This is a genomic window from Streptomyces sp. NA02950 (assembly GCF_013364155.1).
Taxonomy (GTDB): domain Bacteria; phylum Actinomycetota; class Actinomycetes; order Streptomycetales; family Streptomycetaceae; genus Streptomyces.
This window is the reverse complement of the sequence record NZ_CP054916.1, coordinates 6,185,771-6,210,025: the sequence shown is the minus strand read 5'-3', so window position 1 is coordinate 6,210,025 and position 24,255 is coordinate 6,185,771. Positions and strand designations below refer to the sequence as shown.

Annotated in this window: 17 protein-coding genes; 9 read left to right on the top strand and 8 right to left on the bottom strand. The window is 70.0% G+C overall.

Annotated elements, in window-relative coordinates:
• The first annotated feature begins 528 nt into the window (after nucleotides 1–528).
• Complete coding sequence (locus HUT19_RS27155) at nucleotides 529–1,716, top strand: acyltransferase family protein (RefSeq protein WP_176182971.1); 1,188 nt, start codon at nucleotides 529–531, stop codon at nucleotides 1,714–1,716.
• Between the two features lie 203 nt (nucleotides 1,717–1,919).
• Here HUT19_RS27155 and HUT19_RS27150 read toward each other — a convergent pair whose 3' ends face one another.
• Nucleotides 1,920–3,062 carry a PP2C family protein-serine/threonine phosphatase gene (locus HUT19_RS27150; protein WP_176182970.1) on the bottom strand — a complete coding sequence of 381 codons (1,143 nt, stop codon included), beginning with the start codon at nucleotides 3,060–3,062 and terminating at the stop codon, nucleotides 1,920–1,922.
• 128 nt (nucleotides 3,063–3,190) lie between these two features.
• Here HUT19_RS27150 and HUT19_RS27145 point away from each other — a divergent pair, with 128 nt between their 5' ends.
• Nucleotides 3,191–4,420 carry a GNAT family N-acetyltransferase gene (locus HUT19_RS27145; protein ID WP_176182969.1) on the top strand — a complete coding sequence of 410 codons (1,230 nt, stop codon included), beginning with the start codon at nucleotides 3,191–3,193 and terminating at the stop codon, nucleotides 4,418–4,420.
• Between the two features lie 17 nt (nucleotides 4,421–4,437).
• Here HUT19_RS27145 and HUT19_RS27140 read toward each other — a convergent pair whose 3' ends face one another.
• Both HUT19_RS27140 and HUT19_RS27135 read right to left on the bottom strand, forming a co-directional pair.
• Nucleotides 4,438–5,247, bottom strand: coding sequence for an Fpg/Nei family DNA glycosylase (locus HUT19_RS27140; RefSeq protein ID WP_176182968.1), 810 nt, complete (start codon nucleotides 5,245–5,247; stop codon nucleotides 4,438–4,440).
• Nucleotides 5,247–5,735 (bottom strand): ribose-5-phosphate isomerase, encoded by a 489-nt coding sequence (locus tag HUT19_RS27135; protein WP_176182967.1) that lies wholly within the window; start codon nucleotides 5,733–5,735, stop codon nucleotides 5,247–5,249. Before HUT19_RS27135 ends, HUT19_RS27140 begins: the two co-directional genes overlap by 1 nt.
• Before the next feature lie 185 nt (nucleotides 5,736–5,920).
• On the opposite strand from HUT19_RS27135, the gene HUT19_RS27130 reads away from it, so the two are divergent.
• Nucleotides 5,921–7,390: an amino acid permease gene (locus HUT19_RS27130; RefSeq protein ID WP_176182966.1), complete on the top strand. Its 1,470-nt coding sequence runs from the start codon at nucleotides 5,921–5,923 to the stop codon at nucleotides 7,388–7,390.
• A 92-nt stretch (nucleotides 7,391–7,482) separates the two neighbouring features.
• Here the strand turns inward: HUT19_RS27130 and HUT19_RS27125 are convergent, their stop codons facing one another.
• The gene (locus HUT19_RS27125; RefSeq protein ID WP_176182965.1) at nucleotides 7,483–8,106 is read right to left on the bottom strand and encodes a biotin transporter BioY; all 624 of its coding nucleotides are present in this window, start codon (nucleotides 8,104–8,106) and stop codon (nucleotides 7,483–7,485) included.
• 270 nt (nucleotides 8,107–8,376) lie between these two features.
• Here HUT19_RS27125 and HUT19_RS27120 point away from each other — a divergent pair, with 270 nt between their 5' ends.
• Together HUT19_RS27120 and HUT19_RS27115 are read left to right on the top strand one after the other, a co-directional pair.
• Nucleotides 8,377–9,798, top strand: a complete 1,422-nt coding sequence (locus HUT19_RS27120; protein WP_176182964.1) for an amino acid permease — start codon at nucleotides 8,377–8,379, stop codon at nucleotides 9,796–9,798.
• A 162-nt stretch (nucleotides 9,799–9,960) separates the two neighbouring features.
• On the top strand, nucleotides 9,961–10,602 hold the full coding sequence (locus HUT19_RS27115) for a superoxide dismutase (protein WP_176182963.1): 642 nt from the start codon (nucleotides 9,961–9,963) through the stop codon (nucleotides 10,600–10,602).
• A 132-nt stretch (nucleotides 10,603–10,734) separates the two neighbouring features.
• Here the strand turns inward: HUT19_RS27115 and HUT19_RS27110 are convergent, their stop codons facing one another.
• A complete protein-coding gene (locus HUT19_RS27110; protein ID WP_176182962.1) occupies nucleotides 10,735–11,370 on the bottom strand; it encodes a DsbA family protein in 636 nt (211 codons plus the stop codon).
• A 165-nt stretch (nucleotides 11,371–11,535) separates the two neighbouring features.
• On the opposite strand from HUT19_RS27110, the gene pepN (HUT19_RS27105) reads away from it, so the two are divergent.
• Nucleotides 11,536–14,166, top strand: coding sequence for an aminopeptidase N (gene pepN / locus HUT19_RS27105; protein WP_176182961.1), 2,631 nt, complete (start codon nucleotides 11,536–11,538; stop codon nucleotides 14,164–14,166).
• A 111-nt stretch (nucleotides 14,167–14,277) separates the two neighbouring features.
• Complete coding sequence (locus HUT19_RS27100) at nucleotides 14,278–15,306, top strand: hypothetical protein (protein ID WP_176182960.1); 1,029 nt, start codon at nucleotides 14,278–14,280, stop codon at nucleotides 15,304–15,306.
• Here HUT19_RS27100 and HUT19_RS27095 read toward each other — a convergent pair whose 3' ends face one another.
• Nucleotides 15,307–17,040: a TIGR03767 family metallophosphoesterase gene (locus HUT19_RS27095; protein ID WP_176182959.1), complete on the bottom strand. Its 1,734-nt coding sequence runs from the start codon at nucleotides 17,038–17,040 to the stop codon at nucleotides 15,307–15,309.
• Nucleotides 17,041–17,406: 366 nt separating this feature from the next.
• On the opposite strand from HUT19_RS27095, the gene HUT19_RS27090 reads away from it, so the two are divergent.
• Together HUT19_RS27090 and pepN (HUT19_RS27085) are read left to right on the top strand one after the other, a co-directional pair.
• Nucleotides 17,407–18,432: an aspartate-semialdehyde dehydrogenase gene (locus tag HUT19_RS27090; RefSeq protein WP_176182958.1), complete on the top strand. Its 1,026-nt coding sequence runs from the start codon at nucleotides 17,407–17,409 to the stop codon at nucleotides 18,430–18,432.
• Between the two features lie 117 nt (nucleotides 18,433–18,549).
• Entirely contained in the window at nucleotides 18,550–21,120 is a 2,571-nt protein-coding gene (gene pepN, locus HUT19_RS27085) for an aminopeptidase N (protein ID WP_176182957.1), read from the top strand.
• Nucleotides 21,121–21,216: 96 nt separating this feature from the next.
• On the opposite strand, the gene HUT19_RS27080 is transcribed toward pepN (HUT19_RS27085), so the two are convergent.
• Nucleotides 21,217–22,191, bottom strand: coding sequence for an acyl-ACP desaturase (locus HUT19_RS27080; RefSeq protein ID WP_176182956.1), 975 nt, complete (start codon nucleotides 22,189–22,191; stop codon nucleotides 21,217–21,219).
• Nucleotides 22,192–22,454: 263 nt separating this feature from the next.
• Entirely contained in the window at nucleotides 22,455–23,705 is a 1,251-nt protein-coding gene (gene ltrA, locus HUT19_RS27075; protein ID WP_217712253.1) for a group II intron reverse transcriptase/maturase, read from the bottom strand.
• Nucleotides 23,706–24,255: the final 550 nt, after the last annotated feature.

The following is a 24,255-nucleotide window of genomic DNA, read 5'->3' as shown; positions in this document are numbered from 1 at the left end:
CCCCGCCACAGCAGTGGGGTGAAGTGGCCGTCGGCCGGACGGCCCGCGGCTCACCCGCCTCTCCGGTACCCGTCCGGTAATCCATCACACAAGCGGGCAGGGGTGATGCCGCCCACAATTCGAGGAACCACCCGAACATCAATTTCAGAGCCCATCCGATAGCCAACTCAATGACTTGAGCGATCAATTCGGAATTCTTCTGGCGGTCGCTCGGGAGGGTGACAAAACATCAATGAATCAGACATTCCGCCAGAGCCTCCTGCGGGGCATATGCCCCATTTAAGGGGTATGAAGCATGACAGAACGGACAGCATGGCCCACGAAATCGTGCACTCGGATCGCTTTGTCGACTTGATCGCGGAAGACCGACGACCGAGGCATGGAAGGTATTAGCCACAAAGAAGTGAACGAGGTTTTACGGAATACAGGTTTCGGCGCTATCGTGCCTCAGATGTTCCACGCTGCCATGACTCCCCCTCGCGCAGTGAGGTCCCGGACGGTTCCCCCCAGTTCCTGGTGGGAGGGCCTGTGACCAACTCCCTGCGCCCGCACGGCCATCAGCGGGCTCCCCTCCCCCCGGCCCAGGAGGCGGCGCCCACTTCCTCCCCCTCGCGGGAGAACGAAGCGGGACACCGGGCGGCCCCGCCCGCCCCGAGCGCCCCGGCCGGGCAGAAGCCGAAGCAGCGCGACGCGTTCTTCGACAACGCGAAGTACCTGGCGATCGTGTTCGTCGCGATGGCCCACTCCTGGGAACCGCTCACCGATTACAGCCGCACGGCGGAAGCGCTGTACATGACGGTGTACACCTTCCACATGCCGGCCTTCATCGTGATCTCCGGCTACTTCTCGCGCAGTTTCGACATGCGGCCGGACCGGCTCAAGCGGCTCATCACCGGGATCGCCGTGCCCTACGTGATCTTCGAGGTGGCGTACACCTTCTTCAAGCGCTGGGCCGACGACGACCCGACCTACGACTTCAGCCTGCTGGACCCCTGGTACCTCACCTGGTTCCTGGTCGCGCTCTTCGTCTGGCGGCTGTCGACCCCCATCTGGAAGCTGGTGCGCTGGCCGGTCCCGCTCTCCCTGGCGATCGCCACGCTCGCGTCGGTCTCCCCCGACATCGGTGATGACCTCGACCTCCAGCGGCTGCTCCAGTTCCTGCCCTTCTTCGTGATGGGCCTGTGCATGAAGCCCGAGCACTTCCAGATGGTCCGGCGGCGCTCGGTGCGCTGGCTGTCGCTGCCGATCGGTCTGTGCGCCCTGGTGTTCGCCTACTGGGCGGCGCCGCGGATGAACTCGGCCTGGTTCTACCACCGCGACAGCGTCCAGGAGCTCGGCGCTCCGCCGTGGACCGGACCGGTGATGACCCTCGCCCTCTTCGGCTGCTCGGTCGTGCTGGTCAGCTGCTTCTTCGCCTGGGTGCCGCGGCGCCATATGTGGTTCACCGCGCTGGGCGCCGGAACGCTGTACGGCTATCTGCTGCACGGCTTCCTCGCGAAGGGCTCCCGCTTCTGGGGCTGGTTCGACGAGTACGAGTGGCTGCACAAGCCGCTGGGCGAGATCACGGTCACGATCATCGCGGGCACCGTGGTCACCGTGCTCTGCACACCTCCGGTCCAGCGTGCCTTCCGCTTCGCGATGGAGCCGAAGATGGCGTGGGCCTTCAAGAAGGACCCCGCCGAGCAGGCCCGCAACCGCACCACGACGGCGGCCTGACCACACCCACGCGGGAACGCAGGACACGCAGAGACGGGCCGGAGCCGGATGGCTCCGGCCCTCTTCGCGGTCTGCGCCCTTCCGAGGAGTTCGCCCGATTCCCCTCGAACGTATCGAACGTACGGATCGGTCAGGTGCCGCGGCCCTGGCGGTTTCCGGCGTCCGCGAGGTGGGGCCAACCCCCGGTGACCAGGGGGGCCGTCCTACTCGCGGCAGATCAGCAGCAGCGCGCGGTCGTCGTTGACGTCCTTGGCCACGGTCTCGATCAAATGCCAGGCGGCGCCGTGGAAGCCGGAGGAGACATGGCGGTCGGCCTCGCCGGTGAGGTGGTCGATGCCCTCGCTGATGTCGCGGTCGGCGGTCTCCACGAGGCCGTCGGTGAAGAGCATCAGGACGTCGCCGGGGCGGAGGGTGCCCTTGATGGGGTCGAACTGGGCGCCGTCGTAGACGCCGAGGAGCGGGCCGTCGGCGGCCTTCTCCTCCCATCGGCCGGTGCCCGCGCTGAGTTGCAGGGCGGGGAGGTGTCCGGCGGAGAAGAGTTCGAAGTCGCCGCTGTCGAGGTCCAGGACGAGGTGGACGGAGGTCGCGAAGCCCTCGTCCCAGTCCTGGCGGAGGAGATAGCCGTTGGCGGCGGGGAGGAAGCCGTGCGGCGGCAGGGAGCCGAGGAGTCCGCCGAAGGCGCCGGAGAGCAGCAGGGCGCGGGAGGCCGCGTCCATGCCCTTGCCGGAGACGTCGGTGAGGACGACCTCGAGGGTGCGGCCGCCGCCGGTGCGGGCGGCCACCACGAAGTCGCCGGAGAAGGACTGCCCGCCGGCCGGGCGCAGCGCCATCTCGCGGTGCCAGCCGCGCGGCAGGCCGGGCAGTTTGCTCTGCACGCGGATGCGCTCGCGCAGGTCGAACAGCATGGTGCCGCCGCGTCGCCAGGGCACCCCGACCCGGCTGCGGAACTGGGCGATCAGCAGGCCGAAGAAGCCGACGGCGGCGACGACCAGGATGGTGCCGGGGGTGACCCGGGAGGAGGCGTCCTCCTCGGTGTAGGGGCCGAGGACCGCGGACTCCACGATCAGGGCGGTGGCGGCGGCCGCGTAGAGGGCGAGCAGGCTGGCGGGGCGCAGCAGCAGACCGCCCGCGACGATGGGCAGGACGAGGGCGGCGGGGGCGCACCAGTCGGGCTGGGCGATGGTGCCGCAGGCGATGGCGGGGACGCCGAGGAGCAGCATGGCCAGGGCGAGCCGGTCGGAGCCCTCACCACGGAAGTAGTCCACTCCGGCTTTGCGCACGCCGGTGCGAGCCCGGTGCAGTGCTTTGCGCATCCGGGCCATCGGAGTGTCCACGCCGCCTCTCATTGCACCGGGACCCTACCCACCCGTTTGGACGTGCGTCGATTCGTGGCGCGTCGAACCACCCGCGCAGGGGGGCAATCGTAAGCGAAATTCGTTCGCGTGTACGAGAAACTGCTGCTAGGGATGGGTATATGACGACTGCGCTGCGCGTGCTCGATCCTGCGGTTTGGGATGATTGGTACGGAAAGCTGGTACTCGCATTCGGCGGTGTGCCCGAGGCTCCCGAGGAATCCGGTCTCTGGCGGGAGTTGACCGAATGCGAGCGTTCGATCGGGGTGTGGGACGGCGAGGAGATCGTCGGCACGGCGGGTCTGTTCAGCTTCCGGATGACGGTCCCCGGCGGGGCGTCGGTGGCCGCGCCCGGTGTGACCATGGTCAGCGTGCAGGCGACCCACCGGCGGCGCGGGGTACTGCGCTCCATGATGAGACGCCAGCTGGACGACATCCGCGCGGCGGGCGAGCCGCTGGCGGTGCTGACCGCGTCGGAACCGGACATCTACGGCCGGTTCGGCTACGGCATCGCCACCCAGAGCGCGTACGCGGAGATCGACACCGGCCGGGTGCGGCTGTCCGTCCCCGCGGGGACCGACCAGGTGACCCTGCGCGAGGTGGCCCCGGCCGACGGGGTCGAGCGCTGCGAGGCCGTCTACGCCCGTCTGGTGCCCACCCGGCCGGGCATGCTGGAGCGTCTCCCGGGCTGGGAACGGCTGCCGGTGCTCGACCCGCCCGGTGAGCGCGACGGGGCGTCCCCGCTGCGCTGTGTGCTGGCCGAGTCGGGCGGCGAGGTCACCGGGTACGCACGGTTCGCGATCAAGCCGGACTGGGATCTGGCCGGACCCAAGGGCGCGATCGTGCTGCGCGATCTGGAGGCCCTGGACCCGGCGTCCCACGCGGCGCTGTGGCGCTTCCTGTTCGAGATCGACCTGACCTCGGCCATCCGCACCGGCGGCCGTCCGGTCGACGATCCGTGGCAGCACCTGGTCTCGGACATCCGGCGGTGCCAGGTACGGCTGCGGGACTCGCTGCACGTACGGCTGGTGGAGGTGGGCGCGGCGCTGGAGGCGCGGGCGTACACCGCACCGCTGGATGTGGTGCTGGAGGTCACCGACCCCTTCTGCCCCTGGAACGAGGGGCGCTGGCGGCTGACCGGCGATGCCAAGGGCGCCTCCTGCGCCCGCACTTCGGATGCTCCCGATCTCCGGCTCGGCGTACGGGAGTTGGGCGCTGCGTACCTCGGCGGGGTGTCGCTGGACGCCCTGGCGGGCGCGGGCCGGGTGCGGGAGGTCAGCGAGGGGGCGCTGGGGGCGGCGTCGGCCGCCTTCCTGGGCACCCGGGCGCCCTGGCTCCCCCACGGCTTCTGAGGCTGTCAGCGGGGCGCTCAGGCCCGCTGACAGCCGGGGCACCAGAAGAGATTGCGGGCGGCGAGGTCGGCGGTGCGGACCTCGCCGCCACAGATGTGGCAGGGCTGCCCGGCGCGGCGGTAGACGTACACCTCGCCGCCGTGGTCGTCCACGCGCGGCGGGCGGCCCATGGCCTCGGGGGTGTGCTCGGGCCGGACGGTGTCGATCCGGTTGTTCCGTACGCCCTCGCGCATCAACTCGGCCAGATCCGCCCAGATCGCGTCCCATTCGGCACGGGTGAGGCCGCGGCCGGGGCGGTACGGATCGATGCCGTGCCGGAACAGCACCTCGGCGCGGTACACATTGCCCACCCCGGAGACGATCTTCTGGTCCAGCAGCAGGGCGGCGACGCTGACCCGGCTGCGCGAGATCCGGTCCCAGGCGCGCTCGCCGTCGTCCTCCGGGCGCAGCGGATCGGGGCCGAGCCGGTCGTGCAGCGCCCGCTTCTCGCCCTCGGTGATCAGCGCGCAGGCGGTCGGGCCGCGCAGATCCGCGTACCCCTCGGCGTTTTCCAGCCGCAGCCGGACGGTGTCGGTGGGCGGCGGGGCGGGGGCCGGGCCGAAGCCGTACTTCCCGAACAGGCCGAGATGCACATGGACCCAGCCGGTGGCGGCGAAGTCCAGGAAGAGGTGTTTGCCGTGGGCCTCGGCCTGGTGCAGCGGCTGGCCGTCGATCAGGGCGGCGCCGTCGGCGAACTTGCCCTGGGGGCTCCGGGCCCGGACGGGCCGGCCGCCGAACCGCTCGAGGTGGTCGGCGGCCAGCCGGTGGATGGTGTGCCCCTCGGGCATCAGCCGTGGTCGGGGTGGTGGGCCGGGATCGGGGGCAGCTCGCCGGTGGTCTCGTAGACGGAGAGCATCTCGATCCGGCGGGTGTGACGCTCCTCACCCGAGTACGGGGTGTTCAGGAAGACTTCGACGAACTTGGTCGCCTCTTCTTCCGTGTGCATACGGGCACCCACGCTGATCACATTGGCGTTGTTGTGCTCGCGACCGAGCGCGGCAGTCTGCTCACTCCACGCGAGGGCGGCCCTGACCCCCTTGACCTTGTTGGCGGCGATCTGCTCACCATTGCCGGATCCACCGATGACGATGCCCAGGCTGTCCGGGTCGGCGGCGGTCCGCTCCGCCGCACGCAGACAGAACGGCGGGTAGTCGTCCTGGGCGTCGTAGAGGTGCGGGCCGCAGTCGACGGGCTCGTGCCCGCCCGCCCTGAGCCACTCCACGAGGTGGTTCTTGAGGTCGTAACCGGCATGGTCGGAACCGAGGTACACGCGCATGTCCTGAGTGTGACACGCCCGTGTCACCCCTGCCCGGCCGGGTAGGCGAGCGGCTGAAGTCTCGGGATCACCAACGAACCTCATGAAAACCTCAAGTAACAATCTGGAATCAAAGGTTCATCAAACCGTCTTCCTGAGATTCACTGGCGTCGCTCGTAACCCGAGAGCAAAGGACATTCGAGCCCATGAGCGCACAACCTGCGATCCCCCCGGAGCAGCAGAGGCCCCACGGCGACTCCGGCCCCGGCTCCACCGACAGCCTGAAGGCCGGGCTCAAGAACCGACATCTGTCGATGATCGCCATCGGCGGAGTGATCGGCGCCGGCCTCTTCGTGGGCTCCAGCGCGGGCATCGCCAAGGCGGGACCCGGCATTCTGATCTCGTACGCCCTGGTCGGCCTGATGGTCGTCCTGGTGATGCGGATGCTCGGCGAGATGGCCGCGGCCAACCCCACCTCCGGTTCCTTCTCCGCCTACGCGGACCGGGCGCTCGGCCGCTGGGCGGGCTTCTCCATCGGCTGGCTGTACTGGTTCTTCTGGGTCGTGGTGCTGGCCGTGGAGGCGACCGCGGGCGCGGTGATCCTCGAGGGCTGGGTACCGTCCGTACCGCAGTGGGCCTGGGCGCTGCTCGTGATGACCGTGCTCACCGCCACCAACCTGGTCTCGGTCGGCTCCTACGGTGAGTTCGAGTTCTGGTTCGCGGGCATCAAGGTCGTCGCCATCGCCGCCTTCATCGTGATCGGCGGGCTCGCCGTCTTCGGCGTGCTGCCGGGCTCGGACAACCCGGGCGCGGGCGTGGCCCATCTGACCGACCACGGAGGCTTCCTGCCGAACGGACCGGGAGCGATCCTCACCGGTGTGCTGCTGGTCGTCTTCTCCTTCATGGGCAGTGAGATCGTCACCCTGGCCGCCGGTGAGTCCGAGGACCCGCAGCGGGCCGTCTCCAAGGCCACCAACAGCGTGATCTGGCGTATCGCGGTCTTCTACCTGGGCTCGATCTTCGTGGTGGTCACCCTGCTGCCCTGGGACTCCAAGGCGATCGCCGACAAGGGCTCCTACGTCGCCTCGCTGGACTCCATCGGCATCCCGCACGCCGGCCAGGTCATGAACGTCATCGTGCTGACCGCCGTGCTCTCCTGCCTGAACTCCGGCCTCTACACCGCCTCCCGGATGGCCTTCTCCCTGGGCCAGCGCGGTGACGCCCCGGTCGCCTTCGGCAAGACCAACCCGCGCGGCGTGCCGCAGGCGGCGATCCTCGGCTCGGTCGTCTTCGGCTTCGTCGCCGTCTGGTTCAACTACCAGTGGCCGGACACCGTCTTCGACTTCCTGCTGAACTCCTCGGGTGCCGTCGCGCTCTTCGTCTGGCTGGTCATCTGCTTCACCCAGCTGCGGATGCGCGGGATCATCCTGCGCGAGAACCCGGAGAAGCTGATCGTCCGGATGTGGCTGTTCCCGTACCTGACCTGGGCGACCATCGCGATGATCTCGTTCGTGCTGGTCTACATGCTCACCGACAAGGACGGGCGCGAGCAGGTCATCCTCTCCACCCTGGTGGCCGCTGTGGTGGTGGTCTTCGCCCTGGTCCGCGACAAGCTGTCGCCGCCGCGGCAGGTGGCGGCCACCGAGACCCGCGCCAAGGAGTCCGTGGCCCCGTAACCGCCTCGCCGGGACCTCGGGTGCCTACGAGCACGCCACACGGGCCGGGGCCCGCACCAGCGAATGGTGCGGGCCCCGGCCCCGTACGCGGCTCAGCCGCGGCGGCCGGCCAGCTTCCAGGCGGCGGGCAGCGCGCCCATCGCAAGCGCCGCCTTCAGGGCGTCCCCGATGAGGAACGGGGTCAGCCCGGCGGCGACCGCCTGGGAGAGCGAGATGTCGGCGGCCAGCGCCAGGTAGGGAACACCCACCGCGTAGATGATCGCGGAGCCGACCGCCATGGTGCCCGCGGTGCGCAGCGCCCCGCGGTCGCCGCCGCGGCGGGCCAGGGCGCCCACCACGGTCGCGGCGAGCAGCATGCCCAGCACATAGCCGAAGGACGGGGCGGCGGCGCCGGAGCCGCCCTCGGCGAACCACGGCATGCCCGCCATGCCCACCAGGGCGTACAGCAGCAGGGACGCGAACCCGCGTCCGGCCCCCAGCGAGGCGCCCACCAGCAGGGCGGCGAAGGTCTGCCCGGTCACCGGCACCGGCGAGCCGGGGACCGGCACCGACAGCTGGGCGGCCAGCCCGGTGAGCGCGGCGCCGCCGAGCACCAGCGCGGTGTCACGGGCCACGGCGCGCCGGTCGGGGAGACCGGCCGAGCGGGCCGAGCGGGCGGGGAAGACCACGTCCGCGAGGACCGTACCGGTCGAGGCGGCGGGCGAGGCGGTGCTCATCAACGAAACTCCCAGGTGAGGGGTTTGGACAGCGGTGGTGAACAATAGGGCGACGCTAACCCGGCGCGGCCGTCCCGATCACCGTCGGTTGACCACAAAGGGCGGACCGCGCGCTTGGCGGCTTCTGGCATATCGCCGTGATACGGAGCGTCACCACGGTGTCCGATATCCAGACAATCCTGCTCGCAGTGTTGTCCTCACCGGACACACCCCTCACACTGAGCTCGTTTTGCATGCATCCGCCCCCCACCAAGGGACAGAGAAGAGCACATGAATCGGACACCTGCGTCCTCCGCGCCACAGCGCGACATGGAGGCAAGCGGCGCGGGCACACCCGCCTCGCCCGCGCTCGCGCACGGCCTGAAGCAGCGCCATCTGTCGATGATCGCCCTCGGTGGGGTGATCGGAGCGGGCCTGTTCGTCGGCTCCGGTGCCGGAATCGCCGCCGCCGGCCCCTCCATCGTGCTGGCCTACGCCCTGTCAGGGCTGCTGGTGATGCTGGTGATGCGGATGCTGGGCGAGATGTCGGCCGCCAACCCGGCCTCAGGCTCCTTCTCGGTGCACGCGGAGCGGGCACTCGGGCCGTGGGCGGGGTTCACCGCGGGCTGGATGTTCTGGGTGCTGCTGTGCGTGGGCATCGCGGCCGAGGCGATCGGCGCCGCCGGAATCATGGTCCAGTGGTTCCCGAGCACCGACTCCTGGATGTGGGTCGCCCTGTTCATGGCGGTCTTCTGCGGCACCAACCTGGCGGCGGTCAGCAACTTCGGTGAGTTCGAGTTCTGGTTCGCCGCGCTGAAGATCGCCGCGATCACCCTCTTCCTGGTCCTGGGCGTCCTGGCGATCGTCGGAGTGCTCCCGGGTACCGACGCCCCGGGCGGCTCCAACCTCTCCGGCGACGGCGGCTTCCTGCCCAACGGTATGGACGGCCTGGTGGTGGGTCTGCTCGCCTCGGTGTTCGCCTACGGCGGTCTGGAGACGGTGACCATCGCCGCGGCCGAGTCCGAGAACCCCGTCAAGAGCGTCGCCGGGGCCGTGCGCACCGCGATGTGGCGGATCGCCCTCTTCTACGTCGGCTCCATGCTGGTGGTCGTCACGCTGATCCCGTGGGACGACAAGGCGATCGTGGCCGACGGCCCCTATGTGGCGGTCCTGGACCACCTCGACATCCCCGCGGCCGGCAACATCATGAACGTCATCGTGCTGGTCGCCCTGCTCTCCGCGATGAACGCCAACATCTACGGCGCCTCCCGGATGTCGTACTCGCTGATCGCCCGCGGTGAGGGCCCGGCCTTCCTGGGCAAGGTCAGCGGCGGTGTCCCCCGGCCCACCGTGCTCGCCTCGTCCTTCTTCGGCTTCGTCGCGGTGCTGCTGAGCTACTGGTGGCCGGACACCATCTTCAAGTGGCTGCTCAACATGGTCGGCGCCGCGGTGCTGGTGGTGTGGGCCTTCATCGCCATCGCCCAGCTGCGGATGCGCAGCAGGCTCCAGCGCGAGGCGCCGGAGAAGCTGGTGGTCAAGATGTGGCTGTTCCCCTACCTCACCTGGGTCACGCTGGCCGCGACGATCGGCGTGCTGCTGCTGATGCTGCGCGAGCCCGACACCCGCAGCCAGCTGTACGCCACGGCCGGGCTGACGGTGACGTTGGCGATCATCGGCTACGCCCGCCAGCAGTCGGTGGCCCACAAGGCCTGACCTCGTACGTCCCGCTCGGAGGCGGGGTGGGTCCCCGGTCCGGGGACCCACCCCGCCTCCGTCTTTGGGCCCGGTCGCCCTGTTCCGGCCGGCGGAAAACCTTCTTGCTGTTAGCATGCAGTTGCAAGTTGATTGCATTAAGCCGGTCCCGGAGGGCTTCGCATGGCCATCTACACACTTCCTGAACTTCCGTACGACTACTCGGCGCTGGCCCCGGTCATCAGCCCCGAGATCATCAAGCTGCACCACGACAAGCACCACGCCGCGTACGTCAAGGGCGCGAACGACACGCTGGAGCAGCTTTCGGAGGCGCGGGACAAGGACCAGTGGGGCTCGATCAACGGCCTGGAGAAGAACCTGGCCTTCCATCTGTCGGGCCACATCCTGCACAGCATCTACTGGCACAACATGACCGGTGACGGTGGCGGCGAGCCGCTGGAGAAGGACGGCGTGGGCGAGCTGGCCGACGCCATCACCGAGCACTTCGGGTCCTTCAAGGCGTTCAAGGCCCAGCTCTCCAAGGCGTCCGCGACCACCCAGGGCTCCGGCTGGGGTGTGCTCGCCTACGAGCCGGTGAGCGGGCGGCTGATCGTCGAGCAGGTCTACGACCACCAGGGGAACGTCGGCCAGGGCTCGGTGCCGATCCTGGTCTTCGACGCCTGGGAGCACGCCTTCTACCTCCAGTACAAGAACCAGAAGGTGGACTTCATCGAGGCCATGTGGAAGGTCGTCGACTGGCAGGACGTGGCGCGCCGCTACACGGCCGCCAAGGAGCGCGCGAACAACCTGCTGCTCGCGCCGTAACGGACCTCCTGCTTGCGTGATCGTCTTCTCACCGAACACCGGGCAGGCGGAAAAAAGGGGCCCCCGCGCGGTCGACTCGCGCGGGGGCCCCGCCGTCCGGACGGCTCCGGAAGGGAGCGGTTCCGGAAGGGGTCAGTCGAAGATCGGGCCGACCGTGCGCGTGCGCTTGATCTCGTAGAAGCCGGGTATCGAGGCGACCAGCAGGGTGCCGTCCCACAGCTTCGCCGCGTCCTCGCCCTTGGGGGCGGGGGTCACCACCGGGCCGAAGAAGGCGATCCGCTCGCCCTCCGGACCCGGTACGGCGATCACGGGAGTGCCCACGTCCTGGCCGACCAGGTCGATGCCCTCCTTGTGGGAGGCGCGCAGCTCGGTGTCATAGGCGTCGGAATCGGCGGCGTCCGCGAGGTCGGCGGGCAGCCCGGCCTCCTCCAGGGCGGCCACGAGCGTCTCGCGGTTCTTCTCCAGGCCCTGGTTGTGGAAGCGGGTGCCGAGGGCGGTATAGAGCGGGCCGAGCACCTCGCTGCCGTGCTTCCGCTCGGCGGCGATGCACACCCGCACCGGCCCCCAGGCGGTCTTCAGCAGCTCGCGGTACTCCTCGGGCAGCTCGTCCAGCTTGGGTTCGTTCAGCACGGCCAGGCTCATCACATGCCAACGCACCTCGACCGGGCGGACCTTCTCCACCTCGAGCATCCAGCGCGAGGTCATCCATGCCCAGGGGCAGAGCGGATCGAACCAGAAATCGGCAGGAGTCTTGGCGGTCTCGGTCACGGTGTCTCCTCTTGCGAGCGCATACGAAACGCGTACGGGTATCGGGCCTCTCCCTCACCCCAACACGAGCACGATCGGGCGCCATTCCCCGATTCCCCCGGGGAGTGCGGCGTGACATGATGCGCGCTGTCCGACATTCGAGACGACATCGAGGGAGCCCGCGTCGTGCCTGGTGAGAACCTGACCCGTGACGAGGCCCGGGAGCGGGCGAGGCTGCTGACCGTGGACGCCTATGACGTGGCGCTCGATGTGCGGTCGGCGGTCGAGCCGCACACCGGCCCCGGGCCGCGCACGTTCCGTTCCACCACCACCGTACGGTTCCGCTGCGCCGAGCCGGGCGCCTCGACCTTCGCCGATCTGGTGGCACCCTCGGTGACCTCGGTGACCCTCAATGGACGGGAGCTGGACCCGGCGGCCGTCTTCGACGGGGCCCGGATCGCGCTGGACGGGCTCGCCGCCGAGAACGAGCTGATCGTCGACGCGCGGTGCGCGTACAGCCGGACCGGCGAGGGGCTGCACCACTTCGCCGACCCCGAGGACGGCGAGGTCTACCTCTACACCCAGTACGAGCCGGCCGACGCCCGCCGGGTCTTCACCACCTTCGAACAGCCGGATCTGAAGGCCCCGTTCACCTTCGCGGTGACCGCGCCCGGCCACTGGACCGTACTCAGCAACGGCACGGCGGACCGCCGCGAGCCGGCCGCCTCCGGTGGCTCGGGCACCACCACCCACTTCACCCCGACGCTGCCCATCTCCACGTACATCACGGCGGTCGTCGCGGGCCCGTACCACTACGAGACCGACACCTACCGGCGCACCCTGCCCGACGGCACGGTCCTGGAGATCCCGCTGGGCGCGCTGTGCCGCGCGGGCCTGGCCAAGCACTTCGACGCGGACGACATCTTCACCGTCACCAAGCAGGGCCTGGACTTCTTCCACGACCGCTTCGACTACCCGTATCCGTTCGGCAAGTACGACCAGGCGTTTGTGCCCGAGTACAACATCGGGGCGATGGAGAACCCGGGGTGCGTGACCTTCCGCGAGGAGTTCGTCTTCCGCGGCAAGGTCACCCAGGCGTCGTACGAGCACCGGGCCAACGTCATCCTCCACGAGATGGCCCATATGTGGTTCGGCGACCTGGTGACCATGGAGTGGTGGGACGATCTGTGGCTCAAGGAGTCGTTCGCGGACTTCATGGGCGCCTTCGCGCTGGTCGGCGCCACCCGCTTCACCGACGGCTGGATCACCTTCGCCAACCGCCGCAAGTCCTGGGCGTACCGCGCCGACCAGCTGCCCTCCACCCACCCGGTCACCGCCGACATCCGTGACCTGGAGGACGCCAAGCTCAACTTCGACGGGATCACCTACGCCAAGGGCGCCTCGGTGCTCAAGCAGCTGGTGGCCTACGCCGGGCAGGACGCCTTCCTGGAGGGCGCGCGGCGCTACTTCAAGCGCCACGCGTTCGGCAACACCCGGCTGTCCGATCTGCTGGCGGTGCTCACCGAGACCTCGGGCCGGGACATGGCCGCCTGGTCCCGGGCCTGGCTGGAGACCGCGGGCGTCAATGTGCTCACTCCGCAGCTCACCTGTGACGCGGCCGGTCACATCACCGAGCTGGCCGTGGTCCAGGAGGCCCCCGAGATCACCGTGCCCGACGCCGCGGCCGCCTCGCGGGACGCGCTGCGCCCGCACCGGATCGCCGTCGGGCTGTACCGCACGGACGAGGCCGGGGCGCTGGTGCGCTACGCCCGCGCCGAGACCGACGTCGACGGGCCCCGTACGGTCGTCGGCGAGCTGACCGGGGCCGAGCGGCCCGATCTGGTCCTGGTCAACGACGAGGACCTCACCTACTGCAAGATCCGCTTCGACGAGGGGTCGCTGGCCACCCTGCGCGAGCGCCTGGGCGAGCTGAGCGATCCGCTGGCCCGTGCGCTGTGCTGGTCCGCGCTGTGGAACCTGACCCGGGACGGGCTGATGCCCGCCCGCGACTACCTGGGTCTGGTGCTGCGCTTCGCCGGGACCGAGACCGATATCGGTGTGCTCCAGATGGTCCAGGCGTGGGCGCTGTCCGCCCTGCACCACTACACCGCGCCCGTGGCGCGCGAGGCGGCCGGGGCACGGCTGGCCGAGGGGGCGCTCGCCGAGCTGCGGCGCGCCGAGCCGGGCAGCGGACACCAGCTGGCCTGGGCGCGGTTCTTCGCCCAGCTCGCCACGGCCGACTCCGAACTGCGGCTGCTGCACGGGCTGCTGGACGGTACGGCCCGGATCGACGGGCTCGACGTCGACCAGGAGCTGCGCTGGACCTTCCTGGCGTCGCTGGCCGGGGCCGGGGCCGCCGACGAGTCGGTGATCGCGGCCGAGCTGGCCCGTGATGACACCGCCTCCGGCAAGCGCCACCAGGTGCGGTGTCTGGCTGCGCGGCCCTCGGCGGAGGTCAAGGCGGAGGCGTGGGCGGTCGTGGTGGACTCGGACCGGCTCTCCAACGCCCTGGTGGAGGCCACCATCGCGGGCTTCGACCAGCCGGGTCAGCGAGAGCTGCTGACGCCGTACGCACCGCGCTACTTCGAGATGATCGAGCGGATCTGGCAGGAGCGGTCGATCGAGATCGGAATGGCGATCGTGCGCGGTCTGTTCCCGGCCACCCAGGGCGACACCACGACACTGAAGGCCACCGACGCATGGCTGGCCGCCCGGCCGGACGCGGCGCCCGCGCTGCGCCGACTGGTCCTGGAGGCGCGGGACGATCTGGCGCGCACGCTGCGCGGACAGGAGTGCGATATGCGGACAGCCGTCTGACGGCCCGTTTTCGGCATTCGAACTCCCGTCCTTTAGGACGGTGTTGTCCGGGTTTGTCGACGAGTTGGTAACAGCGGTGAGTGGGGTGGGGCGAGCGGGAATGGCCGGGGCATGAGCCACAACACGCCGCTGTCCCCCCGTCCGCTCCACCACCTCTCCGACGTCCAGCGCCGGGTGCTGACGACACGTCAGCTACGCGAGCACGGTGTCACCGCGGCCGTCGCCGCCGAGCGCTGCCGGGAGGGGGGACCCTGGCTGCAGATCCTGCCGGGGGTCCATCTGCTCCACCCCGGCCCGGCCACCGGCGAGGAGCGGCTGCACGCGGCGCTGCTGTACACCGCGAGCCGCCGCCAGACGGCGGCGGCCGGGAGCGACGCCGAGGACGACGGTCCGTACGGCGAGGCGATGGTCACCGGGCTCGCGGCGCTGGCCCTGCACCACTTCTCCAGCGCTCCCCCGCTGGCCTCCCTGGAGCAGGTCGACGTCCTGGTGGCGCGCACCCGGCGGCTGCGCGCCACCGGCTATGTGCGGTTCGTGCGGGCGCAGACGGTGCCGAGCCCGCAGTACCTCGCGGGGGTGCCCACCGCCCCGGTCGCCCGGGCGCTCGCCGACGCGGTCGCCCGGCTCAGCGACGCGGTGCTGGTGCGCAGACTGCTCACCGAGTCCGTACGCCACGGCCACTGCGAGGCGGCGGCCGTGGTCAAGGAGCTGAGCCAGGCCCGGCTGCTGTCCCGGCCGCATGTGATCGACGCGGTGGACGCGCTGCTGGCCGAGGGCCGGGCCATCGCCGAGGGGCGGCTGTACGACATGGTGCGCGGCTACGGACTGCCCGAGCCGCTGTGGAACGTGGAGCTGCGGCTGCCCGGCGGCCACCGCCTCGGCGAGGTGGACGCCTACTGGCGCGACCAGGCGGTGGCACTGGAGATCGACGCACGGGCGCCGCACCATGACGAGTACGCGCTGCGCGGGGCGTACGCCCGTAAGCGGGAGCATCTGGAGGGGCTGGGCATCACCGTGGTGCGGGTCACCCCGCGGAGGCTGCGGGAGGGGCTGGAGGAGCAGGCCGCGGTGGTGCGCACCGCCCTGATCGCGGCGGCCGACCGCGACCCGGCCTCATATGTAGTGGTCCTGCCGCGGTGATCAGCCCTTGCGCAGCAGCAGTTCGGTGTTGCGGTCGCCCGGGTCACCGGCGAGTTTCTGGCTGGCGCCGGGCGCGTTGAAGGACAGCTCGCGGTAGAGCGCGGCGAGACCGGTCTGGGAGAGGTCCTCGAAGTCCGTGCGGCGCGGGGCCGCCGCCTCGATCAGCGTGGTGAACAGCGACAGGGTGCCGTCGTGGTTGTCCACGATCTCGATGACCCGGGCCAGCTGGGGGAAGTCCACGTGCGAGGCGGTGGTGATCTCCCAGAAGGTGCCGTGCGGGGTGATCTCGTTCTGGTGGCTGTGGCCGTTGATCCAGGCCCGTACCTGGGGGTGGCGCCGGAAGAGGGCGATGATCTCGTCACCGCCGTGCCGGGCCTCGCCGGGGCGGGCCGGGTCGTGGTTCATATTGGTCAGGCTGCGGCTGTAGTGGTGGCTGAAGACCAGGACGTGGTCGTCCTTGTGGGCCTTCAGGGTCCGCTCCAGCCACCGGAGTTGGGCGGTGCCGACCGAACCGGTGTAGTGGCCGCCGGGGTCGGTGGTGTCCAGGCTGACGCCGATGACGTCGTCCGATATCCGGAACGAGTAGTAGAGGGTGCCCTGCTCCAGATTGGCCTTGGTGTAGCCGTGGCCGACCGGGCCGGGGCCGGTGTGGGCCGGGTCGAGGTGCGCGGCGAGGTACTCGGCCCGGGTGAAGGGCGCGCGGCGCTCGTCGGGGGTGACCCTGCGCATGTCCTTGGCGTGGGCGCGCAGCAGCTCCTTCATGTCCTTGCCGCGGGGGTCGGCGCCCTTGCGCTCACCCTGGTAGATCTTGGCGGCCTCGGCGGCCGGGACGATCTGGAGCTTGCGGCCGCCGGTGGCCAGCTCGGCGAGATAGCCGTCGCCGAAGGAGTACACACCGCCGCCGAGGTCGTCGTGGTTGCCGATGGTCGAGTACCAGGGCAGCCGCAGTCCGGGGCTGTGCACGGTGCGCAGCGCCGCCTCGAGGAAGCCGTCGATCCGCGGGAAGCCGCGCTGCTTGTCGGCGTCGCGCAGGGCCCGGTCGGGGTGCCAGAACTCCTTGATCCCGCTGTTCTGCACGCCCTCGTAGTGCCGGGGGTCGCCGGTGTTGGGGGTGATCCGGCCGCCGTTCATGGCGGCCAGGAACCAGTCCAGCTCGATCCGGGAGTTGTTGTCGGTGTTGTCGCCGGTGGTCATCACGAAGGACAGCGGCGCTCCGGTGACCGGTCCGCCGCGCAGTCCGTTGACCCGCTCGATGAGCGAGGCGGCCCCGACCACGGTCAGCGCCTCGTGCGGCCGCCAGGCCCCGGTGCGGCCCGAGCGCAGGAACTCGTAGCGCATCGGGTGCTGGACATCGGTGATGTGCACATCGGTGAGCTGGACGAAGGAGGCGAGGGCGGTGCGCCGGTCCTCCCGGCCGCCCTTGCCCGCGACGATGTCGGTCCGCACGCCGCGCGCCCAGGCCGGGCCGTCGGCGAGCCTGCGGTAGCCGATGCCGCCGTGCGCCGCCGAGAACGTCTCGAGCGTCGTACCGGCCCCGGAGGGGGCCGCGGGCGCCTCCACCACCCGGCCGGCCGCGGCGCGCACCGTGGGCGGCTGCGAGGCGTCCGCTGAGCCGGTACCGGGCCCGAAGGCGATCCCCAGGCCGGCGGTGGCGCCGGTGGCGGTGGCGGCGGCCAGGAAGGTGCGGCGGTCGAGGGTGGCGACGGCAGAGGCGGCGGACCGTATGCGGGACATGCGCGATCTCCCCGAGTGGATACGCGGAAGCGGGCGGGCAGGGAACTGCCCCTCACCTCGGATCGTTGGCATCGGGGATGGCCTGTGCGTGAACGAGACGGCAACGCCGGCCGCCGATCTCCACACGTGGATCTTGGCGATAGCAAACGGTTACCGCACCCTTGTGAGCAGGCATTCTTCCGCTCACCCGGTGTTCATCCGGGAGGGAACCCGGCAGGGAACCCAGCAGGTCGGCGGCGGGCCCCGGCACTGGGCGGGGCGGCGGCGCGGCCGGGCGGAAAGTCACGAGCGGGCTACATCACAGCCTGAGACACTGGCCGGTGGGTAGGGGGCCCGGAACAGGCACGACTGAGGAAAAGGGTAGATATGAGGATCGGAATCGTCGGTGCGACCGGCCAGGTCGGCGGAGTGGTGCGCAAGATACTCGCCGAGCGCGACTTCCCGGCTCAGGAGCTGCGGCTGTTCGCCTCGGCCCGCTCCGCCGGGCGTACGCTCCCGTGGCGCGACGGCGAGGTCACCGTCGAGGACGCGGCAACCGCCGACTACTCCGGTCTGGACATCGTGATCTTCTCCGCGGGCGGCGCCACCTCCCGGGCGCTGGCCGAGAAGGTCGCCGGCCAGGGCGCCGTCGTGATCGACAACTCCTCCGCCTGGCGGATGGACCCCGAGGTCCCGCTGGTGGTCTCCGAGGTCAACCCGCATGCGGCGGTGGATCGCCCCAAGGGCATCATCGCCAATCCGAACTGCACCACGATGGCCGCGATGCCGGTGCTGCGCCCGCTGCACCGCGAGGCCGGGCTGACCGCCCTGGTGGCCACCACCTACCAGGCCGTCTCCGGTTCCGGGCTGTCCGGTGTCGCCGAGCTCGACGGCCAGATCCGCAAGACCGCCGACCGCGCGGCCGAGCTCACCCACGACGGCGCGGCCGTCGAGTTCCCCGAGCCCGGTGTCTACGCCCGGCCGATCGCGTTCAACGTCCTCCCGCTGGCCGGGAAGATCGTCGATGACGGCCGCCACGAGACCGACGAGGAGCACAAGCTCCGCAACGAGAGCCGCAAGATCCTGGAGATCCCGGATCTGAAGGTTTCCGGCACCTGTGTCCGGGTGCCCGTCTTCAGCGGCCACTCCCTCCAGGTCAACGCCCGCTTCGAGCGTCCGATCAGCGTGGAGCGCGCCTATGAGCTGCTGGCCGGTGCCCCGGGGGTGGCCCTCTCCGAGATCCCGACGCCGCTCCAGGCCGCGGGGCAGGACCCGAGCTATGTCGGCCGGATCCGGGTGGACGAGACCGTCGAGCACGGTCTCGCGCTGTTCCTCTCCAACGACAACCTCCGCAAGGGCGCCGCGCTGAACGCGGTGCAGATCGCGGAGCTGGTGGCGGCCGAGCTCGGCTGAGGCGCAGAGGGCCGGAGCGGGGCGATCGGATCGCCCCGCTCCGGCCCTCTGCCTACCGCCGCGAGGGCGGGTGTCCGTGGAAGGATGGCCGGAAACGCGACACAAGGAGATTGCCAGGTGCCTGGAACGAACCTCACCCGCGACGAGGCACAGCAGCGGGCCCGCCTGCTCACCGTCGACTCGTACGAGATCGATCTCGACCTCTCGGGCGCGCAGGAGGGCGGCACCTACCGCTCGGTGACATCGGTGCGCTTCGACGCCGTCGAGGCGGGCGCCGAGTCGTTCATCGACCTGGTGGCGCCCACCGTGCACGAGGTGGTGCTCAACGGTGAGCCGCTGGATCCGGCCGGGGTGTTCAAGGACTCGCGGATCACGCTGCCGGGTCTGCTGGCCGGGCGCAATGAGCTGCGGGTGGTGGCGGACTGCGCGTACACCAACACCGGTGAGGGGCTGCACCGGTTCATCGACCCGGTCGACCAGCAGGCGTATCTCTACACGCAGTTCGAGGTACCGGACGCGCGCCGGGTGTTCGCCAGTTTTGAGCAGCCGGACCTGAAGGCCACCTTCCGGTTCACCGTGACGGCGCCCGAGGGCTGGACGGTGATCTCCAACTCGCCGACGCCCGAGCCCAAGGACAACGTCTGGCGCTTCGAGCCGACGCCGCGGATCTCCACGTACATCACGGCCCTCATCGTCGGCCCGTACCACAGCGTGCACAGCTCCTACGAGAAGGACGGCCGCTCGGTGCCGCTGGGCATCTACTGCCGTCCCTCGCTGGCCGAGTTCCTCGACTCCGACGCGATCTTCGCGGTGACGCGGCAGGGTTTCGAGTGGTTCGAGGAGAAGTTCGACTACGCGTACCCGTTCGCCAAGTACGACCAGCTCTTCGTGCCGGAGTTCAACGCGGGCGCGATGGAGAACGCGGGCGCGGTCACCATTCGCGACCAGTACGTCTTCCGTTCCAAGGTGACGGACGCGGCGTACGAGACGCGCGCCGAGACGATCCTCCACGAGCTGGCCCACATGTGGTTCGGCGACCTGGTCACCATGGAGTGGTGGAACGACCTCTGGCTCAACGAGTCGTTCGCGACCTACACCTCCATCGCCTGCCAGGCGCACGCCCCGGGAAGTAGGTGGTCGCACGCCTGGACCACCTTCGCCAACTCCATGAAGACCTGGGCCTACCGGCAGGACCAGCTGCCGTCCACCCACCCGATCATGGCCGAGATCCGTGACCTGGACGATGTCCTGGTCAACTTCGACGGCATCACGTACGCCAAGGGCGCGAGCGTGCTGAAGCAGCTCGTCGCGTACGTCGGCATGGACGCGTTCTTCACCGGTGTCCAGGCGTACTTCAAGCGCCACGCCTACGGGAACACCCGGCTGGCCGATCTGCTCGGCGCCCTGGAGGAGACCAGCGGCCGCGATCTGAAGACCTGGTCGACGAAGTGGCTGGAGACCGCGGGCATCAATGTGCTGCGACCGGAGATCGCCACGGACGCCACCGGCACCATCACCTCCTTCGCCATCCGGCAGGAGGCCCCGGCGCTGCCGCCCGGCGCCAAGGGCGAGCCGACGCTGCGGCCGCACCGCATCGCCATCGGCCTGTACGACCTGGACGCCACCGGCAAGCTGATCCGCTCCGAGCGGATCGAGCTGGACGTGGACGGTGAGCTGACCGAGGTGCCCCAGCTGACCGGCACCAAGCGCCCCGCGGTGATCCTGCTGAACGACGACGACCTGTCGTACGCGAAGGTGCGGCTCGACCCGGACTCGCTCGCCGTGGTCACCGAGCACTTGGGCGACTTCGAGGCGTCCCTGCCGCGCGCCCTGTGCTGGGCCTCGGCCTGGGACATGACCCGGGACGGCGAACTGGCCACCCGTGACTATCTGTCTCTGGTGCTGTCGGGCATCGCCAAGGAGTCCGACATCGGCGTGGTCCAGTCGCTCCACCGCCAGGTCAAGCTGGCCCTCGAGCTGTACGCGGCGCCGGACTGGCGGCCGACCGGACTGGCGACGTGGACCGAGAACGCGCTCGACCACCTGCGGGCCGCTGCCCCCGGCAGCGACCACCAGCTCGCCTGGGCGCGGGCGTTCGCCGCCACCGCCCGCACCGACGCCCAGCTGGACCTGGTCGCCGGGCTGCTGGACGGCACCGAGACGATCGAGGGCCTGGCCGTCGACACCGAGCTGCGCTGGACGCTGCTGGAGCGGCTGGCGGCCACCGGCCGGGCCGACGAGGCGGCCATCGCCGCGGAGCTGGACCGCGACAAGACCTCCGCGGGCGAGCGCCACGCCGCGACCGCCCGGGCCGCGCGGCCGACCCCCGAGGCCAAGGCGGAGGCGTGGGCCTCGGTGGTGGAGAGCGACAAGCTGCCGAACGCGGTGCAGGAGGCGGTGATCGGCGGCTTCGTCCAGACCGACCAGCGCGAGCTGCTCGCGCCGTACACGGAGAAGTACTTCGCCGCGGTGAAGGACATCTGGAGCAGCCGCAGCCATGAGATGGCTCAGCAGATCGTGATCGGCCTCTACCCGACCCTCCAGGTCTCCCAGGCCACCCTGGACGCCACCGACGCCTGGCTCGCCTCGGCCGACCCGGCCCCGGCCCTGCGCCGCCTGGTCACCGAGTCCCGCGCGGGTGTGGAGCGCGCCCTGAAGGCCCAGGCCGCGGACGCGGCGGCGGGCTGACCCCGGCCCCGGGCTCATGGGCCCCGCCCGGCACCGGGCGGGGCCGTCTCCCCCGGGATGCCGGAGGCCGACCGTCGTCCGACGGTGGCGGAGCGGTCAGCCGCGCTCGGCCCGGGCCCTGCGCCGGGCCAGCAGCGCCTCGCGCTTCTCGTCGAACTTGGTGGCCTGGTCGTCCAGACCGCCCATGTACAGGCCCAGTTCCTCCTGCGCCTTCAGCCCCTCCGGGCCGAGCCCGCCGATCTCAAGGATCTTGAGGAAGCGCAGCACCGGCTGGAGGACGTCGTCGTGGTGGATGCGCAGGTTGTAGATGCCGCCGATGGCCATCTGGGCGGCGGCGCGCTCGAATCCGGGGATGCCATGGCCCGGCATGCGGAAGTTGACTACCACATCGCGGACGGCGGACATGGTCTGGTCGGGCGCCAGCTCGAACGCCTTCGACAGCAGGTTGCGGTAGAAGACCATGTGCAGGTTCTCGTCGGTGGCGATGCGGGCCAGCATCCGGTCGCAGACCGGGTCACCGGAGTGGTGGCCGGTGTTGCGGTGCGAGATGCGGGTGGCGAGCTCCTGGAAGGCGACGTAGGCGACCGAGTGCAGCATGCTGTGCGCGTTGTCGGACTCGAACCCCTCCGACATGTGCTGCATCCGGAAGCGCTCCAGCTCGACCGGGTCGACGGCGCGGCTGGTCAGCAGGTAGTCGCGCATGACGATGCCGTGGCGGCCCTCTTCGGCGGTCCACCGGTGGACCCAGGTGCCCCAGGCGCCCTCACGGCCGAAGAGGGTGGCTATCTCGTGGTGGTAGCTGGGGAGGTTGTCCTCGGTGAGCAGATTGACCACCAGCGCGGTCCGGCCGATATCGCTGACCTTGGACTGCTCGGGAGCCCAGGGCTCGCCGCCGAGCACCCCGTCGAAGTTGCGGCCGTCGCTCCAGGGCACGTACTCGTGCGGCATCCATTCCTTGGCGACGTTCAGATGCCGGTTGAGCTCGGCCTCGACGACTTCCTCGAGGGCGTAGAGCAGCCGGCTGTCGCTCCACACGACCTGTCCGTGTCGGCGGGAGGGGGCGAGGGTCACAGCGGCTCCTGAGGACGGGTACGGCGGTCTTTACTTACGGCCCCGTAGGTTACGACACCGTAGGTTAAAGCGAAAATAAACGGCCCGGGACGGCCGGGTGACCCGTGGTGAACCCACCGTCCCCCGACAGGAGTCGGCGCGCAACGCGGCACACGCTGTGGCGGATACGACAGTGGTGGCAACCGCGCCCAATCGAGTAGGAGGGACGGGTCGCCCGTCCCTCCTCTCACACCACCGGACATGCGGGCCACGCATCCGGCGGTTCATCCAGCTGATCTCAACCGTTGCCAGGTCGGCTTGAGCGTGCGCAGACCAAGATCGTCCCAGTAGGCATTGGGCAGTGCCCGCGCAAGGACGGGAGACCCCGCGACCCGCCAGTAGCCCTTGCTGGTGCCTCCCCATTCACGGGAGAGCCGCTCGCTGATGCCGAGCTTTCGCAGCATGGCCTGGCGCGTCCTGGGACGCTTCCATTCCTTCCAGCGGATCTGCCGCATCCTGCGGCGGAACCACTCGTCCAGGTCCCGGAACGCCCTGGAGGCATCCGAGATCCGGAAGTAGCCCATCCACCCGGTCATGAACCGGTCGATCTTCGCGATCCGTTCGTCCATCGCGATGCTCCACCGGCGTGAGGTCAGCTCCCGGATCTTCGCCTTCCAGCGCGCCAGCGCCTTCGGGTCAATCCGGATCCTGACCCCGTTCCGGGTGAAGTAGAAGCCGAACCCCAGCAGCATGGCGGCGGACGCTCGGACAACTCTTGACTTCTCCCGGTTGACCTTCAGTTTCAACCGCTGCTCGACCACGGCCGTGACCGAGGCAAGCACCCTGTGGGCGGCCCGTTCGCTCCGCACGAAGACGCGCACATCGTCGGCGTAACGCACGAACCGGTGACCGCGCCTGAACAGCTCCCGGTCCAGGTCGTCGAGCATGACGTTCGACAAGACGGGCGAAAGCGGCGACCCCTGCGGGGTTCCCTCCGCACTCGGCATCTTCACGCCGTCCACCATGATCCCGGCTTCCAGGTACCTGCGGATCAACTTCAAGACCCTGCGGTCACTGACTTTCCGCGCGACCCGCGCCATCAGGACATCGTGCTGAACCCGGTCGAAGAACCGGTCCAGATCAAGGTCCACGACCCACCGGTGGCCGTCCTCGATCGCCCGCCTCGCGACCCTGACCGCCTGATGAGCGGACCGGCCGGGACGGAACCCGAAGGACGACCCCGAAAACTGCGGGTCGAAAACGGGCACGAGCACTTGCGCGATAGCCTGCTGGATCAAGCGGTCCAGCACCCGCGGCACCCCCAGCATCCGCTCACCGCCGCCAGGCTTCGGGATGATCACCTGACGGACCGGCGCCGGCCGGTAAGTGCCCGCATCGAGCTCAGCCCGGACAACGGGCCAGTGCACCAGCAACCACGGACGAAGCTCCGCCGTGGTCATCCCGTCCACCCCGGGAGCCCCCCGGTTCGCTTCGACGCGGTTGAGCGCCGCGAGCAGGTTCTCCTTCGAGAGCATCAACTCCCACAAGGCGGGTTCCTGTTCGCGGTGAACGTCTTCCGTGAGACGCGCCGACCGGACACTACGCTCCGCCAGGACATCGCCGGAATGCACCGGTCCCTCCCCGGACGGCACCACTGACGCGGACTTGCTGCGGTCATCGTGCCCGGCACGAGCAGACATCACATCACCCGTTCCACTCGATGTTCGGCCCTTCCCAGCCCGCCGCACTCACGGCCACCCCGGCTGGTACTACGACCTCTGCTGACTTCTGCCCGGTCAGCCCGCACCTTCCAGTGCGGACCGTCGGCGCGGCGGCACCTCAGCACAACCGACACCCGGACAGACCTCCCCGGATAAGAACGATCACTGTCCCTGGACCGCTGCCGCGTTTACGCACTGGCCTTCTTGGCAGTGACGGGCTTCACCCTCGTCGGCGGGCTCACCCGACCAGCACGCCTCATACACGGTTCGTGTTCCTCAGTGCCCAGGTCTCGCCTCGGGCTTCCTCCCGACCCCACCTCACGATGACGCCGTTGCCTCCGGCTCGGGGTTAGCACCACCTCTT